Genomic DNA, 15,780 nt, shown 5'->3' on the forward strand with positions numbered 1-15,780 from the left:
ATTTCATGATCGAAGGGCCTCCCGCCGGACGTGGCCTGTGATGAACTGGGACGCGGTCCGAAAATCCGTCCGTCCCGGGAGCCCTGTTGACGCTCAGCTACCGCCAGCCCGGAGTGGTCCTCACCGACCGCCGCTTCACCGTCCCCCTCGACCACGGCCGCCCCGAGGGCGAGACGATCGAGCTGTACGCCCGCGAGGCCGTCGCGAGCGACAGGGCGGGGCAGGACCTGCCGTGGCTGCTCTACCTCCAGGGCGGACCCGGCTTCGGCGCGGACCGCTCCGTCGGCCGGCCCGGCTGGCTCGGCCGGGCCCTGAAGGAGTACCGCGTCCTGCTCCTCGACCAGCGCGGCACCGGTCACTCCACGCCCGCGACCCGCCAGACGCTCCCGCTGCGCGGCGGTCCAGCCGAACAGGCCGACTACCTCACGCACTTCCGGGCCGACTCCATCGTCCGTGACTGCGAGGCCATCCGCACCGGGGTCACGGGCGGCAGGCCCTGGACCGTGCTCGGGCAGAGCTTCGGCGGGTTCTGCGTCACCAGCTATCTCTCCCTGGCTCCCGAAGGACTGGCCACCGCCCTCGTCACCGGCGGGCTGCCCTCCCTCGACGCCCACGCCGACGACGTCTACCGGGCCGCCTACCCGCGCGTCGAACGCAAGGTCATGGCCCACTACGCCCGTTACCCGCAGGACGTCGAACGGGCCCGCCGGATCGCCGACCACCTGCTGACGCACGACGTGCTCCTGCCGAACGGCCACCGGTTCACCGTGGAGGCCTTCCAGGCGCTCGGCATCGTCCTCGGCACCGGCGACGGCACCCACCGGCTGCACCACCTGCTGGAGGACGCCTTCGTCCGTACCCCGCAGGGACCCGCCCTGTCCGACGCTTTCCTGGAGCAGGTCCAGACCCAGCTGTCCTTCGCCCGCCACCCGCTCTACGCCCTGATCCACGAGTCGATCTACGGTCAGGACAGCCGCCCCACCGACTGGTCGGCCGAGCGGGTCCGCGCCGAGTTCCCGCAGTTCGACGCCGCCAAGGCGCTCGCGGGCGACGAACCGCTGCTGTTCACCGGAGAATCGATTCATCCCTGGATGTTCGAGTCCGACCCGGCCCTGCGCCCGCTGCGCGAGACCGCGGACCTGCTCGCCGCCCGCACCGACTGGACGCCCCTGTACGACCCGGCCCGCCTCGCCGCCAACGACGTCCCCGTCGCCGCCGCCGTCTACCACGACGACATGTACGTCGACACGGCACACGCGCTGCGCACCGCCCGGACGATCCGGGGCCTGCGCACCTGGGTCACGGACGAGTTCGAGCACGACGGCGTCCGCGCCGGCGGCCCGCGCGTCCTCGACCGGCTGCTGGCCCTGGCCCGGGACGAGGCGTGACGCCGCGCCGGACGGTGAACGGCGGCGGTGCGCGGACTAGTCTGCGGACATGACGACCGATCAACTGAAGCCCATGCCGGACGACTGGCGGCGCGCGCTCGCGGTCGTGGCCCATCCGGACGACCTCGAGTACGGCTGCTCGGCGGCCATCGCCGCCTGGACCGACGACGGCCGCGAGGTCGCCTACGTCCTCGCGACCCGGGGCGAGGCCGGCATCGACACGATCGAGCCCGAGCGGTGCGGTCCGCTGCGCGAGCGGGAGCAGCGGGCGAGCGCGGCGGTGGTCGGCGTCTCGGAGGTGGAGTTCCTCGACCACCGCGACGGTGTGATCGAGTACGGCGCCGCTCTGCGCCGCGACATCGCCGCCGCGATCCGCCGGTACCGCCCCGACCTGGTCATCACTCTCAACCACCGGGACACCTGGGGCGGTGTCGCCTGGAACACCCCGGACCACGTGGCCGTCGGCCGGGCCACGCTCGACGCGGCCGGGGACGCCGGCAACCGGTGGATCTTCCCGGAACTGGCCGAGCAGGGCCTCGCCCCCTGGGACGGGGTGCGCTGGGTCGCGGTCGCGGGCTCCGCCACCCCCACCCACGCCGTCGACGCGTCGCCGGGCATGGAGCGGGCGGTGGCCTCCCTGCTGGAGCACCGCAGTTACCTCGAGGTGCTGACGGACGAGGACCCGGAGACGTACGTGCGCGGCTTCCTGACGCAGCACGCGCAGACCATGGGGGAGCGGTTCGGGGGCCGCCCGGCCGTGGCGTTCGAAGTGTTCGCCAGATGACCTGACGAGGGTCCGCATCATGACGGGGGAGACCGTGACGGGGGAGACCGTGACGGGCGGCGAGGAGCTCGCCGCCCGCTTCGAGGAGCACCGGGGACGGCTCAGGGCGGTGGCCCACCGCATGCTCGGCTCACCGGCCGAGGCCGAGGACGCCGTCCAGGAGGCGTGGCTGAGGCTCAGCCGGGCCGGTGACGACGACATCGCCCGTCTGGGCGGCTGGCTCACCACGGTCACCGGCCGCATCTGCCTGGACCTGCTGCGCTCGCGCGCGGCTCGCCGTGAGGACCCGATGGGCGACTCGGGGGACCTGACGGCCGTCTTCGTCCCCGACCCGGTGCTGGGACCGCTGCCGGGTCCCGACCCGGCGGAGGAGGTCCTGCGGGACGACGCGGTGGGCCTGGCCCTGCTCGTCGTCCTGGAGAACCTGACGCCGGACGAGCGGCTCGCGTTCGTGCTGCACGACATGTTCGCCGTGCCCTTCGACGACATCGCCCCGATCGTGGAACGCGCCCCGGCCGCGACCCGGCAGCTCGCGAGCCGGGCCCGCCGCCGGGTGCGGGGGGCCGTGCCGGCGTCGGAACCGGACCTCGGGCGGCAGAAGGAGGTGCTCGAAGCCTTCCTGGCGGCCTCACGCGCCGGGGACTTCGAGGCGCTGCTGGCGCTGCTGCACCCCGACGCGGTGCTGCGCGCCGACTCCGGCGCGCTGGTGCGCGGCGCGGCCGCCTCCAAGCTGGTGCGGGGGGCGAGGACGGTCGCGGAGCAGGCGCTCCTGTTCGCCCGCCTCGCACGGTCCGCGGAGCTGATGCTGGTCAACGGCGCGGTCGGGGTGGTCGACGCGCCCGGGGGCCGGCTGCGCTCGGTCATGGGCGTGACCATCGACGGCGGACGCATCACCGGCTTGTACGTCCTGGCCGACCCCGAGCGGCTGGAGCGCGTGCGGCTGCCGGAGGGCCGGCATCCGGGAGACGAGCGGTGACCGGTCGTTTCGTATGCTGAACGGCATGCGAGATCCCCACGCCGCGCGAGCGGAACTGCGCGGCGACTGCGAGCGGTGCTTCGGGCTGTGCTGCGTCGCCCTGCCCTTCGCCGCCTCGGCCGACTTCGCCGTAGATAAGGCCGCGGGCACGCCCTGCCGCAACCTCGGTGAGGACCACCGCTGCGGCATCCACGCCCGGCTGAGGCAGACGGGGTTCACCGGCTGCACGGTCTACGACTGCTTCGGCGCCGGGCAGCAGGTCTCGCAGGTCACGTTCGGCGGGCGGGGGTGGCGGGCCGGGCCGCCGGAGCACGCCCGCCGCATGTTCGAGGTGTTCCCGGTCGTCCGGCAACTGCACGAACTGCTCTGGTACCTCACCGAGGCGCTCACCCTGCCCGCGGCCCGGCCGGTGCACCCCGAGGTGCGCAAGGCGCTGGGCAGGACCCGGGAACTGGCCGGCGGGAGTCCTGAGCAGCTCGCCGCGCTCGACGTGGCGGCGCACCGCCAGGAGGTCAACGTCCTGCTGCTGAGGACGAGCGAGCTGGCCCGGGCCAAGGTCAGGGGCCGCCGGAAGGACCGCTGGGGCGCGGACCTGATGGGGGCCCGCCTCAAGGGCGCCGATCTGCGCGGGGCCAGTCTGCGCGGCGCGTACCTCATCGCCGCCGACCTCACCGGGGCCGACCTCAGGGACGCCGACCTGATCGGGGCGGACCTGCGGGACGCCGACCTGACCGACGCCGATCTGACCGGGGCGTTCTTCCTCACCCAGCCGCAGCTGAACGCGGCCCGGGGGAGCGCCGGGACCCGGCTGCCCGGCTCAGTCGCCCGCCCCGGGCACTGGGAGGCGCGGCGCTGAGGCCCGCTCAGGCGCCGCGGTGCGGCGTTGCGGGTGCAGGCGCAGGCCCTCCGGCATCAGCGTCAGCCGTTCCGTCACCCGCAGCCGGTAGTCCGGCTCGGGCCGCAGCTCGTAGCGGCGCAGCAGCAGGCCCAGCACCAACGTGGCCTCGTGCAGGGCGAACTGGCGGCCGATGCAGGCCCGGGCACCCGTCCCGAACGGCTTGAAGGTGTGCGGCGCCCGGGACCGTACCGCCGCCGCCTCGAAGCGGTCCGGGTCGAAGCGGTCCGCGTCCGCGCCCCACACGTCGGGATCCCGGTGCAGCATGGGCGTCAGCACCAGCGCCCACGCCCCGCGCCGCATCGGGTGCTCCCCGGCCAGGACCGTGTCCTCGCGGGCCTCCCGCGCGAAGGCGGGCGCGGTGGGCCACAGCCGCAGCGACTCGTCCAGCACCCGGCGCAGGTAGCGCAGGCGCGCCACCTGGTCGTAGGCGGGCTGCGCCGCGTCGCCCCACACGCGGTCCACCTCGGCGCGGGCCCGGGCGGCGGCCCCGGGGTGACGGGAGAGGTAGTGCAGGGCGAAGGAGAGCGCGCCGGAGGTCGTCTCGTGTCCGGCGACCAGGAAGGTGATGACCTGACGGCGGACGTTCTGCGGGGCGAGCCGTTCACCGGACTGCGGATGCGCCGTCTCCAGCATGCGGTCGAGGAGGTCCCCGTCCCCCGGTCCGCCGGCCCGCCGGGCCCGGATCAGCTCGTCCACCGTGTGGTCGAGGTGGGCGATGTCGGCCGCGTTGCGGCGGCTCGCGCCGCGCAGCAGCAGGGGGGCCAGCGGGAAGGGCACGGTGTTGAGCCGCTGCGCGTAGGTCAGGGTGCCGACCATGGCGGTGACGAAGGGGTGCGGCCGTGAGCGCTCGAACGAGCCGAAGTCGTGGCCGAAGCCGGTGCGCGCGATCGTCTCCAGCGTCAGTTTGGTCATGTCGCCCGGCACGTCCACGGCGCGGCCGGCCGCGGCCGCCCGGTCCCAGTGGTCCGTCAGCCGCCCGGCGACGGCCAGCATCATCGGGTGGTAGCCCGCCATCGCCTCGCGGGAGAACCCCGGGGCGAGCACGTCGTGCGCCAGCTGCCAGTTCGGCTCGTGGTTGTACGCGGTGAACAGCCCGTCCCCGGCGACCGGCCGCAGGTTGGCGACCCCGAGCCCCACGTGCTTGGCGAACCGTGACTCGTCCGCGAGGTCGGCCGCGTGCCGGCCACCCCAGACGAAGACGAACTCCTTGCCGAACGCCCGGCGCCGGAAGACCGGCCCCAGCCGGTGAGCGTAGCGCATCGAGTCCTGGACGGGGGTGCTGCGGTTCACGCCGAGCACGTCACCGAGCAGGGGGACGCGGTGCGGTGGGTGGGGTATGCGGTCCAGTTCCGGCCAGTCCAGCTCGGCACTGCGGAAACCCTTGGACCGCCGAGCCCCTTCCGGCGCCTGAGGCATGACGCGATCTCCCTTGCTCCTGCGGCCTGTTCGCCCGTGTTGTACGCGAGTTCAACAGCGCGCCTCAGTCTGCTGCCGTTGTTGAACCGGCGTCAAGTAAAGTGCGGGCATGGCCGCGAACCAGGGCGGGCGCACGCGCCGCCGGCTCAGCACGCAGGAGCGCCGGGAGCAGCTTCTGACGGTGGGGGCGCGGCTGTTCTCGGACAGCCCGTACGACGACGTGTGGATCGAGCAGGTGGCCGAGATCGCCGGGGTCTCGCGCGGGCTGCTGTACCACTACTTCCCGACCAAGCGGGACTTCTTCGCGGCGGTCGTCGAGCGGGAGAGCGAGCGCATGCTGCGGATGACCGCGGCGGTCCCGGGCCGGCCGGTGCGCGAGCAACTCACGGACGGGCTCGACACGTTCCTGGAGTACGTGCGGGAGCACGCCCACGGGTACCGCGCCTTCCACCGTGCCGACGCGGCGGGCGACCAGGCGGTGCGGCGGGTCTACCGGCGGGCGCTGGCCGCGCAGGAGCGGCAGATCCTCGCCGCGCTCGCCGCCGACCCGGAGTTCGGACCCGAGTTCGGCGTGCGGCCCGAGGTCCGTCTGGCCGTGCGCGGCTGGCTGGCCTTCACCACGGCGGTCTGCCTGGAGTGGCTGCGCGACACGGGTGTGAGTCGCGAGCAGGTGCGCGAGGTGTGCGCCCGCGCTCTGCTGGGTGTGCTCACCCCCTGACGACCCTGCCAGGACGGGTGGCCTTGTTGGCTCACGCCCTGATCTCCGATAGGTTAGGTGAGCCTTACCTAAGGAGGTCTGGAATGGGTGACGACAGCCACAGCTGGACGGCCGCTCCCTCCGCGGCGGAACGGGCCCGCTCGGTGCTCGCCGCCGCGTGGTCCTGCTCGGTGACCGCCGAGAGCACGCGCGAGGAGCTGGTCGGGGCGCACACGGTGACGGACGACGGCCGGGTGCTCGTGGCGGTGCCGGAGGACAGCGCCCTGCTCACCGCCGCGATCTGCGCGCCCCGCGGCGAGCCGTCCGCGGTGCTGGAGTTCGCCGATGTCGCCCCCGTCCCCGTACGCACCCGGATCCGCGCCCGGCTGTGGCTCGCCGGCTGGTTCGCCGTGGAGGAGGGCCGCCTGGCCTTCACGCCGACGCGGGTGGTGCTGCGCCGGACCTCCGGGGCGGTGGTCGTGGACCTCGGCGACTTCGCCGCCGCCGCGCCCGATCCGCTCACCACGGCCGAGGCCCGGCTGCTGACCCACCTCGCCGACTGCCACGCCGACGCGGTCGAACGCCTCACCCGGCTCGTCGAGCCCGACAGCCTGCACGGGGCGGTCCGCGTCCAGCCGCTCGCCGTCGACCGGCACGGGCTGACCCTGCGCATCGAAAGGGCCCGCACCCACGGCGACGTCCGGCTCGCCTTCCACGCGCCCGCCGACGACGTCGCGCAGCTCACCGAGCGGATGCACGTCCTGCTGGGGCAGGCCGCCGCCGCGTCCTGCCCGCGTGCCCTACAGCGGCAGCGCGCAGACGGCGACGGCTGAGGGGAACGGCTCGCCCGCCCGGCGCAGCGCACCGTCCTCCTCGGCCACGTGGAAGACGGTCACGGTGGACGACTTCTGATTCGCCGCGAACAGCAGCGTGCCCTCGGGGGAGAGGGCGATCTGCCGCGGGAACTCCCCGCCCACGGGGACGGTGTCCAGCAGCCTCAGCCGGGCGCCGTCCCCCTCGATCGCGTAGCGCGTGAGGCTGTCGTCGCCCCGGTTGGCGAGGTAGGCGTACCGGCCGTTCGCCGTGACCAGGAGCTGCGCCGGGTAGCTGGTGCCCGGGCCGGTGCCGGTGGACTGCGCCTCGCCGACGCGCAGCCGGCCGGAGGCCGGGTCGTACGAGCAGACCGCCACCGTGTTGTCGGCCTCGTCGGCGAGGTAGGCGTGACGGCCGCCGGGGTGGAAGGTCAGATGGCGCGGGCCGGCGCCCGGCCGGGTCCGGGCCCGCGCGACCTCGACGAGCGTGCCCGCCCGCTCGTCGAGACGGTACGTGTACACGGTGTCGGTGCCGAGGTCGACGGCGAGGACATGGCCGCCGTCCGGGCTCGTCACGATCTGGTGGGCGTGCGGGCCGTCCTGGCCGGGGCCGGGCGGCGGGCTGGAGTGCGTCACCAGGTCGGTGCGCTCACCGAGGGCACCCGACGGGTCGATCGGGTGGACGGCCACGCTGCCCGAGCCGTAGTTCGCGCTCAGCAGCCACCGGCCCGAGGGGTGCACCGACAGATGGCAGGGGGCCGCGCCGCCGGTGCTCCGGCTGCCCAGGACCTTGTGGTCGGCCAGCCTAACGGCGGTCACGGCGCCGTCCTCCCGCTCGTTCACCGCGTACAGCGTGCGCCGGTCCGGATGGAGCGCCAAGTAGGACGGGTCGCCCACGCCCGTGACGGTGCCGGTGCCGGTGATCCGCCCGGTCGACGGGTCGTACGCCGCCAGGGCGGTGCCCCGGCCGCCGCCCTCGGCGGAGGTGTACGTGCCGATCAGGAGCGGGCGCGGCCCGGAGGGCCGCCGGACCTCCCGGGACGGGCTCGCGCTCGCGTCCCGGCCACCGGCGTCCGCGGCCGGGGACCGGGCCCCGTCGTCACAGGACGGCAGGACCGCCGCGGCGGCCGCGCCCGCCAGTGCCCCGGCGAACCGGCGCCTGCTCCAGCCACCACTGCCCATGTCACCCCTCGACTCGTCCGTCACCGCCGTCGCGACAGTCACCCTCGCGCGGAACGCACGGCGGGTGCAACAACGCCGAGCGGCGACGCGTCCGCCGGGCCGTGCCCTGCCACGCCCCGGCAGGCGCAGAGCGGGAACGGGCCCGGCCTCCCCGCTCACCGTCGACGACGGCCCGCCTGCTGGGTCCGCGAACGCCGGCGAGGGACGGCGCGGTGGCCCTGGCCCGAGCCGCCGCACACAGGGCGAGCCCCCCGTTGCGCCACGCGCCGGGGCCCGCCGGGCCGTCACCGATCGCCGCCGGGGACGGCCCGCCCGCTGCGTGCGCGGACGCCGAGCGCCGCGAGCACCGGCGAGGGGACGACACGGTCGTCCCCGCCCGGCCGCCGCACACCGGCCGAGTTCCGCCCCGCCGTCACCAGTCGCCGTCGGAGACCGGCCTGCCGGGGGCGTCCTTGAGGGGGTGGGTCTGGCCCGGGGCCGGCTGCTGCCACGGGGCGTGGTCGTCGCCCAGCCAGTCGCCGACCGGCTTGACGGCCTGGAGCGTGTCCGTGGGGGCCAGATCCTGCGCGTCCTCGTCGTAGTAGTCGAACCAGGGCAGGTCCGCCCGGGTGTACGCGGCCCGGTCGACCGGGGACGGGGGCGCGGCCTCGCCGGTGATGCGGCGCCACTCCGGCGGCGTCACCAGGTGCACGAACACCCGGCCCGCCGGCCGCGGCGCCCAGTGCGACAGCGGCCGCTCGTCCTGGTAGACCTCCTGCCGCATGGAACCCCCGACACCCAGCCCCATGGCGGCCGCACGCGGGGGGCCCGCCGGGGCGCCGGCCGCGGGAGCCGCCCCCGGCGCGGGCGGTGCCGCCATGGGCATCGGGACACCGAAGCCGCCGCCCGCGGGCGGGGCCGACATCGGCATCGCGGCACCGAAGCCACTGCTCCCGGGCGGCGCACCCGGCGGCATCGGCGCGCCGTACGCGCCCGGAGGCGGCCACGGCGTCCGCTCCCTCCGGCGCCGCTCGGCCTCACGCCAGCGCGCCCGCTCCGCGTCGTTCAGCGGGAAGGACTGCAGCTGCACCCCGCCCCACACCTCCTCGCCCGTGACCTGCCCCTCGACCGTGGCGCCCAGGCCGAGCGGGACGGCCACGAACTGACGCACCGTGCCCGTGCCGGAGTTGATGCCGTCCAGCCAGGGCTGCCGGGGCAGCACCACGTAGTTCTGCGGGTCGCGGGCCAGCTCGTCGCTCCAGGGTCGCCCCGAGACCGCGCACACCTTGCCGACGCCGACCTGGAGCGCGGCCGGCTCCGGGGTGCCGGCGAAACTCAGCCACATCGCCTCGCGCAGGTACACCGGCAGCATCACACCGCCGCGCGCCCGCATCGCCTCGGGCACCCGGTCGCCGTAGTCCGCGACGCGCCGGACGGGGAACTCGCCCAGCCCCGGCGGCAGCGGATGTGTGCCGGTCTCCGGAAGGCGCAGGGTGCGGATGAACCGCACCTGAGCCCCTCCCGGCAGGTGCAGCGTGTTCCCGTCGATCCGCACGCTCGTGTCGGCCATCGGCCCGCCCCCTCTCCGTGGTGCCGGCGTCGGGCCGGCATCTCGTCAGCGAGAACGCTCGTGGAACCCGGCGCGGTTCCGCCACATCTGCTCCGTGACGCCCAGACGTTCCCGCAGCCGCGTCAGACGGGGCATGCGTGCGCGCTGCTCCGCCGACACCCGGTCCAGCTCCTCGAACAGGCGCCGGGTGCGGTGCTCGGTGTCGAGTTCGTCGAGGATCCGGTTGATCTCCGTGAGCACGGCCCCGAGCAGCTGCCAGTGACGCGCGTCGCGGTCGGCGTCCTCGCGCAGCAGCTTGGCCAGCTTGTCGCGGGTGGCCGCCGCGGTGCGCAGCTCGGCGGCGAGACGTTCCTCCGCCGACTCGGCGCTCGCGCTGAGGTGGGTGGTCACCAGCACCGAGAAGCTGACCACCGCGTCGGCGATCTCGGACAGCAACTGCTGCAGCACCGCTCCCGTCTCGGGTTCGAGCAGCGGCTCCGGCTGCCGCACCTTCGTCAGGTCGGTGAGGGAACGGGCGAGCACCCGCAGGACGACCGTGCAGATCTCCAGGGTGTCCAGGCCGGTGCGCAGCACCACCCGGTGCAGCGTCCCCTCCCGGACCCGCGGATTGAGCCGCAGACTGTCCTCCGCCTGCCGCAGCGCCGCGTCCACCCCGGAGATGTCGTGGTCCAGCCGGCGCGCCTCGTACAGCCGCTCCTCCGCCCGGTACACGGGGGTGCCGCCCGCGGCCTCCTCGCCCATGCGCAGCATCAGCTGCCGCAGCCGGCGCGCCAGGTCGTCGATCGACTCTCCGGCCTCCTCCACCCACACCGGCGGGGCCAGCAGCAGGTTGCAGGCGAGTCCGACACTCGCGCCGATCAGGGTCTCCACCACCCGCGCCCAGGCGGTGTCGCCCACGGTGGTGACGCCGAGGACGAGCATGGCGCTGATCGCCACCTCGGGTACGTACTCCTCCACCCGGACCAGTCGTCCCACGGCCAGCGAGGCCACGAGGAGCAGGGCGAGGCTCCACCACGTCAGGCCCACCAGGAGGCTGAACGCGATGGCGACGAGCACCCCGGTCACCACGGCGTTCACCCGCCGGAAGCCGTTGGTGAGGGTGGCGTACAGCGTCACCTGCACGACCAGCAGGGCCGTCAGGGGAGCGGTGAGCGGCGCCGCCTCGGGACTCAGTCTGAGCGCGATGACGTACGCGATCGTCGCCGCGAAGGCGGACCGCAGCGTCTGGACCACCACGGGGTCCCGGCGCTTCCTCACGATCCGCGTGGCGCGTGCCGTCCAGTCCCGTACTGCCTCTCGCATGCTCGGGCTGCTCCCCTTCCCCTGGTGTTCCCCTGGTGTCCTGAACTCGTCCATGAAGGACGTTAGTGCCGGGGGAAACCGCGGGCGACCGAGGAGGGTCAGCCGTGGACCTTGTCGAGGAAGGCGGCGAGATGACCCATGGTCCGCTCGATCTGCTCCTCGAGGCTGAGGCTCTCCTCGAACCGCGCCCCGGTCTCCGGCACCTTCCTGCCCCGCAAGTAGAGGGAACACGCCAGGTCGGTGCACATGTAGGCCCCGACGGAGTTCCCCTCACGGCCCGCCGCACCCGCCTTGCGCGCCGTCATCAGCGACACCCCGCCGCGCGGATGGGTCGTCAGGCACAGCGAGCACATGCTGCGATGCAGGAACCCGCGCTGCGCGGGCTGGAACCGCATCGCCACCCCGACCAGCCGCGCCCCGCGTTCGGTGACCAGATAACTGCGGTCGGGCGCGCCCGGATCCCGCCAGCCGAGGAAGTCGAGGTCCTCCCAGGGGCGCTCGGCGAGGTCCCGGGGCACGGCGAGCCGCTTCGCCTCGCCCTTCGAGCAGTTGATGAACGAGCTGCGGATGTCCTGCTCGGTGAGTGGTCGCACGGAGGGCTCCTGGGAGTTGCGCAAGGGGAAACCTAGGGGTCCTAGGTTTCGTTTCGACGGCCAGGGTAGGCACCGGCCGTGGGCGGGGGCCAGCGGATTTCCTCCTACCGCGTCCCCGCCGCCTCCGGCGGCCACACCCCCGGCCTGAGCACCCCCAGCGCATAGGCCCGGGCCACCAGCTCCGTGCGGTTGGCCGCGTGCCAGCGGGACGACAGCCGGCGCAGGTGGTACGTCACCCCGTCCACGGTCAGACCGGTCTCCCGGGCCGCACGGGCGGTGGTGGCGCCGCCGGCCAGGAGGGCCAGCACCCGCGCCTCGGTGGGGGAGACCCGGGCCTCCTCCGCGCCCGGGAAGGCGGTGGAGGGCGGACGCCGGCCGTCGGTCCCGGCAGAGGGCTCGCGCCGGCCGTCGGCCCGCAGCATCACCAGCAGGGCCGGGGTGTCCTCCACCGTGTCGCTCACCGGGTCCGCCGTCAGCTCGCCGTGCCGCTCCGCCCCGTCCGGGGCGTGCCAGCGCACCGACACCTGGTAGCGGGAGCGGTGCCGCAGCCGCAGTGCCTCGGCGATCCGCTCCACCTGCGTGGCCTCCCGCGGGCGGAACAGCTCCAGCACGTCACGACCGCGCAGCCGCCCCGGCGTCGTCCCGCACTCGGCCGCCATCGCCGGGTTCGCCAGCAGGACCGCCCCGTACACGTCGCACACCGCGACCGGCATCGCGACCCGGTCGAACAGGAGCAGTGCGCGGTTGCGCCACGTCACCGCCTCGAGCCGGGCCGGGTCCACACGTCTCTCCTGCCACGCCGGGCCGCTCCGCGCAAGAGCGGCACATCCGTCGGCCACTACAGAATCATGCAGTCCCGCGCACACGCCCGCCGGGTCCCGTGGATCACGCTGGACGGCAGTACGTCCGTACCGCGAAAGGCAGTTGCCGCGTCATGCGCCCCACCGCACCGCCCCCCACCACCGCCCACTTCCCCGGCGTCCCCGTCGCCGACGTCTCCGCCACCGGCCCCGGCGGCACGCCCGTCCAGCAGGCCATGGACCTGATGCGCAGGCACGGTCCGGTGTTCGTGCGGCGGCTGCACGGGCGGGACACGCTGTTCGTGGGGGACGCGGACCTCGTGGCCGAGCTCGCGGACGAGGAGCGGTTCGCCAAGCACGTCGGTCCCGGCCTGGAGAACGTGCGCGAGTTCACCGCCGACGGCCTGTTCACCGCCTACGACGACGAGCCCAACTGGGCCAAGGCACACGACATCCTCATGCCCGCCTTCGCGCTCGGCTCGATGCGCACCTACCACCCCGTGATGCTGAGGGTGGCCCGCCGGCTCATCGCGTCCTGGGACCGCGACGCCCGCGACGGGCGGCCGGTGAACGTGCCCGACGACATGACCCGCATGACGCTCGACACCATCGGCCTCGCCGGTTTCGGCTACGACTTCGGCTCCTTCGAGCGGGACGAGCCGCATCCCTTCGTCGCGTCGATGGTGCGCTGCCTGGAGTGGAGCATGACCCGCCTGTCCCGGACGCCCGGCAAGGACTACACGGAACAGGACGCGGCCTTCCGGGAGGACGCCGCCCACCTCGCCCGGGTCGTCGACGACGTCATCGCCGCCCGCACCGGCGCCGACCGGAGCGGCACCGACGACCTCCTCGGCCTGATGCTCACCACCGAGCACCCGGCCGACGGCACCACGCTGGACACCGCGAACATCCGCAACCAGGTCATCACCTTCCTGATCGCCGGTCACGAGACCACCTCCGGCGCCATGTCCTTCGCGCTGCACTACCTCGCCCAGCACCCCACCGCGCTCCGCCTGGTGCAGCGCGAGGCCGACGCGCTGTGGGGCGACCGGGCCGACCCCGAGCCGACGTTCGACGAGGTCGGCAGGCTGGCCTACACCCGGCAGGTCCTCAACGAGGCACTGCGGCTGTGGCCCACGGCCGCCGTCTTCGGCCGCGAGGCCCGCGAGGACACCCTGCTCGGCGGCCGCATCCCGCTGCGCGCCGGGCAGGCCGCCCTGGTGCTCACGCCGATGCTGCACCGCACGCCTGTGTGGGGCGACAACCCCGAGCTGTTCGACCCCTCCCGCTTCACCCCCGAGGCGGAGGCGCGGCGGCCGGTGCACGCCTTCAAGCCGTTCGGCACCGGGGAACGCGCCTGCATCGGGCGGCAGTTCGCGCTGCACGAGGCGACCATGCTGCTGGCCATGCTCGTCCACCGCTACCGGCTGCACGACCACGCCGGATACCGGCTCACCGTCAAGGAGACCCTCACCCTCAAGCCCGAGGGCTTCACCCTGACCCTCACCCCGCGCACCTCCGCCGACCGCGTCCACCCACCGCTGCCCGGAGCCGCCCCCGCCCTCCCGTCGGAGACCGGCCGGCCGCGGCACCTGCCCGCGCGGGTCCGCCCCGGCACCTGCGCCCTGTTCCTGCACGGCAGCAACTACGGCACCTGCCGGGACCTCGCCGCCCGGCTGGCCGACGAGGCCGCCGCGCTCGGCTGCGCCACCGAGGTCGCCCCGCTGGACGCCTACGCGGACGGCCTGCCCACCGGCCGGCCCGTCGTCATCACGGCCGCCTCCTACAACGGCAGGCCCACCGACGACGCCGCGGCCTTCGCGGCCCGCCTGGAGGAGGAGCGCGACCTGGCCGGCGTGACGTACGCCGTCCTCGGCGTCGGCGACCGCAACTGGGCCGCCACCTACCAGCACGTCCCCGCCCGGATCGACGAACGGCTGGCGCGCTCCGGCGCCACGCGGCTGCTGGAGCGCGCCGCCGCCGACGCCTCGGGCGACCTCGCCGGAAGCGTCCGCGCCTTCTCCGCGTCCCTGCGCACCGCCCTGCTGGAGCGCCACGGCGACCCGGACGCCACGGCCCCGGACGCCGGTGAGCCCGGCGCCGCCTACGAGGTCCGCACCCTCACGGGCGGTCCCCTGGACGCCCTCGCCGAACGGCACGGACTCCAGCCCCTGCGCGTGACCGAGGCGTACGACCTCACCGCACCGGGCCATCCGCGCCGCAAGCGGTTCGTCCGTCTCGCCCTGCCCGAGGGCGTCACCTACCGCACGGCCGACCATCTCACCGTGCTGCCCGCCAACCACCCGGACCTCGTCACCCGCGCAGCCGCCGCCCTCGGCGCCGACCTCGACACCGTCCTGGACATCCGCCCGGCGCGCCCGCGCCGCGACGGCATCGCCGTGGACCGGCCGGTGACGGTACGCCGGCTGCTCACCCACCACGTCGAACTCCAGGAACGCCCGAGCTCCTCGCAACTGGCCGCGCTGGCCGCCGCCAACCCGTGCCCGCCCGAGCGTGCGGCCCTCGCCGCCCTCACCGGCGACCCCCGCACGCTGGTGGAGATCCTGGAGGACCACCCGGCCCTGCGCGGCGCCCTGGACTGGCCGCGACTGCTGGACCTGCTCACCCCGCTGCGCCCGCGCCACTACTCCATCTCCTCCTCGCCCGCGGCCGATCCCGGCCACGTCGACCTGATGGTCTCGCTGCTCGAGGCACCCGCCCGTTCCGGCCGGGGGGTGTACCGGGGCACCGGCTCCGGCCACCTCGCCGCCGTGGCACCCGGCGACACGGTGTACGCGCGCGTGCAGCCGTGCCGGGAGGCCTTCCGCATCGACGCCGCCGCGGACGCACCGGTCGTCATGGTCGCGGCGGGTACGGGCCTCGCCCCGTTCCGCGGGGTCGTCGCCGACCGGGCGGCGGCCGCGGCGTCCGGCGCCCGACTCGCGCCCGCGCTGTGCTACTTCGGCTGCGACGCCCCCGGCGCCGACTTCCTGCACGCCGGGGAACTGCGCGCCGCGGAGGCCGCCGGGGCCGTCTCGCTGCGCCCCGCCTTCAGCGAGGAGCCCGAGGGCGAAGTGCGGTTCGTGCAGCACCGGATCGCCGCCGAGGCCGAGGAGGTCTGGGCCTTGCTGGACGCCGGGGCGCGGGTGTACGTCTGCGGGGACGGCTCGCGCATGGCGCCCGGGGTGCGGGAGGCGTTCCGTACGCTCTTCCGCAAGCACACCCCGGACGCCGACGAGACGGCCGCCGCGCAGTGGCTCGACGGGCTGATCGCGGACGGGCGGTACGTGGAGGACGTGTACGCGGCCGGCTGACCGGCCGCCCGGGGGCGGTTCCGCGGGCGGCATCGGGCGGCCCGGGGCACCGCGTCGGTTCGCTCACAC

Annotated in this window: 13 protein-coding genes; 7 read left to right on the top strand and 6 right to left on the bottom strand. The window is 74.8% G+C overall.

The features are described from left to right. Window positions 1–86: 86 nt before the first annotated feature. Genes ACZ4M5_RS03725 through ACZ4M5_RS03740 form a run of 4 tightly spaced genes read left to right on the top strand, consistent with a single transcriptional unit; the run spans window position 87 to window position 4,004 of the window. Entirely contained in the window at window positions 87–1,388 is a 1,302-nt protein-coding gene (locus tag ACZ4M5_RS03725) for an alpha/beta fold hydrolase (protein ID WP_467732669.1), read from the top strand. A gap of 49 nt (window positions 1,389–1,437) precedes the next feature. Then, on the top strand, window positions 1,438–2,172 hold the full coding sequence (locus ACZ4M5_RS03730; RefSeq protein ID WP_467732671.1) for a PIG-L deacetylase family protein: 735 nt from the start codon (window positions 1,438–1,440) through the stop codon (window positions 2,170–2,172). A gap of 19 nt (window positions 2,173–2,191) precedes the next feature. Beyond that, complete coding sequence (locus tag ACZ4M5_RS03735; RefSeq protein ID WP_467732673.1) at window positions 2,192–3,148, top strand: sigma-70 family RNA polymerase sigma factor; 957 nt, start codon at window positions 2,192–2,194, stop codon at window positions 3,146–3,148. A gap of 13 nt (window positions 3,149–3,161) precedes the next feature. Beyond that, on the top strand, window positions 3,162–4,004 hold the full coding sequence (locus ACZ4M5_RS03740; RefSeq protein WP_467732675.1) for a pentapeptide repeat-containing protein: 843 nt from the start codon (window positions 3,162–3,164) through the stop codon (window positions 4,002–4,004). Here the strand turns inward: ACZ4M5_RS03740 and ACZ4M5_RS03745 are convergent. Then, a complete protein-coding gene (locus ACZ4M5_RS03745; protein ID WP_467732677.1) occupies window positions 3,966–5,462 on the bottom strand; it encodes a cytochrome P450 in 1,497 nt (498 codons plus the stop codon). The two genes, ACZ4M5_RS03740 and ACZ4M5_RS03745, sit on opposite strands and share 39 nt — an antisense overlap. 109 nt (window positions 5,463–5,571) lie before the next feature. On the opposite strand from ACZ4M5_RS03745, the gene ACZ4M5_RS03750 reads away from it, so the two are divergent. After that, the gene (locus ACZ4M5_RS03750; RefSeq protein ID WP_467732679.1) at window positions 5,572–6,180 is read left to right on the top strand and encodes a TetR/AcrR family transcriptional regulator; all 609 of its coding nucleotides are present in this window, start codon (window positions 5,572–5,574) and stop codon (window positions 6,178–6,180) included. Window positions 6,181–6,263: 83 nt separating this feature from the next. Continuing rightward, on the top strand, window positions 6,264–6,992 hold the full coding sequence (locus tag ACZ4M5_RS03755) for a DUF2470 domain-containing protein (protein ID WP_467732681.1): 729 nt from the start codon (window positions 6,264–6,266) through the stop codon (window positions 6,990–6,992). Here ACZ4M5_RS03755 and ACZ4M5_RS03760 read toward each other — a convergent pair. The 5 genes from ACZ4M5_RS03760 to ACZ4M5_RS03780 all read right to left on the bottom strand — a co-directional run bounded on the left by ACZ4M5_RS03760 (window position 6,960) and on the right by ACZ4M5_RS03780 (window position 12,379). Continuing rightward, on the bottom strand, window positions 6,960–8,153 hold the full coding sequence (locus ACZ4M5_RS03760) for a lactonase family protein (protein WP_467732868.1): 1,194 nt from the start codon (window positions 8,151–8,153) through the stop codon (window positions 6,960–6,962). The two genes, ACZ4M5_RS03755 and ACZ4M5_RS03760, sit on opposite strands and share 33 nt — an antisense overlap. Before the next feature lie 412 nt (window positions 8,154–8,565). Next, window positions 8,566–9,702: a hypothetical protein gene (locus tag ACZ4M5_RS03765; protein WP_467732683.1), complete on the bottom strand. Its 1,137-nt coding sequence runs from the start codon at window positions 9,700–9,702 to the stop codon at window positions 8,566–8,568. A 45-nt stretch (window positions 9,703–9,747) separates the two neighbouring features. Then, complete coding sequence (locus ACZ4M5_RS03770) at window positions 9,748–11,004, bottom strand: FUSC family protein (RefSeq protein WP_467732685.1); 1,257 nt, start codon at window positions 11,002–11,004, stop codon at window positions 9,748–9,750. A 98-nt stretch (window positions 11,005–11,102) separates the two neighbouring features. Continuing rightward, window positions 11,103–11,597: an FBP domain-containing protein gene (locus ACZ4M5_RS03775; RefSeq protein WP_467732687.1), complete on the bottom strand. Its 495-nt coding sequence runs from the start codon at window positions 11,595–11,597 to the stop codon at window positions 11,103–11,105. Between the two features lie 104 nt (window positions 11,598–11,701). Beyond that, complete coding sequence (locus tag ACZ4M5_RS03780; RefSeq protein ID WP_467732689.1) at window positions 11,702–12,379, bottom strand: helix-turn-helix transcriptional regulator; 678 nt, start codon at window positions 12,377–12,379, stop codon at window positions 11,702–11,704. Between the two features lie 152 nt (window positions 12,380–12,531). On the opposite strand from ACZ4M5_RS03780, the gene ACZ4M5_RS03785 reads away from it, so the two are divergent. Continuing rightward, on the top strand, window positions 12,532–15,711 hold the full coding sequence (locus tag ACZ4M5_RS03785) for a cytochrome P450 (protein ID WP_467732691.1): 3,180 nt from the start codon (window positions 12,532–12,534) through the stop codon (window positions 15,709–15,711). The last annotated feature ends 69 nt before the right edge of the window (window positions 15,712–15,780 follow it).

The organism is Streptomyces sp. NPDC026246 (genome assembly GCF_055567995.1).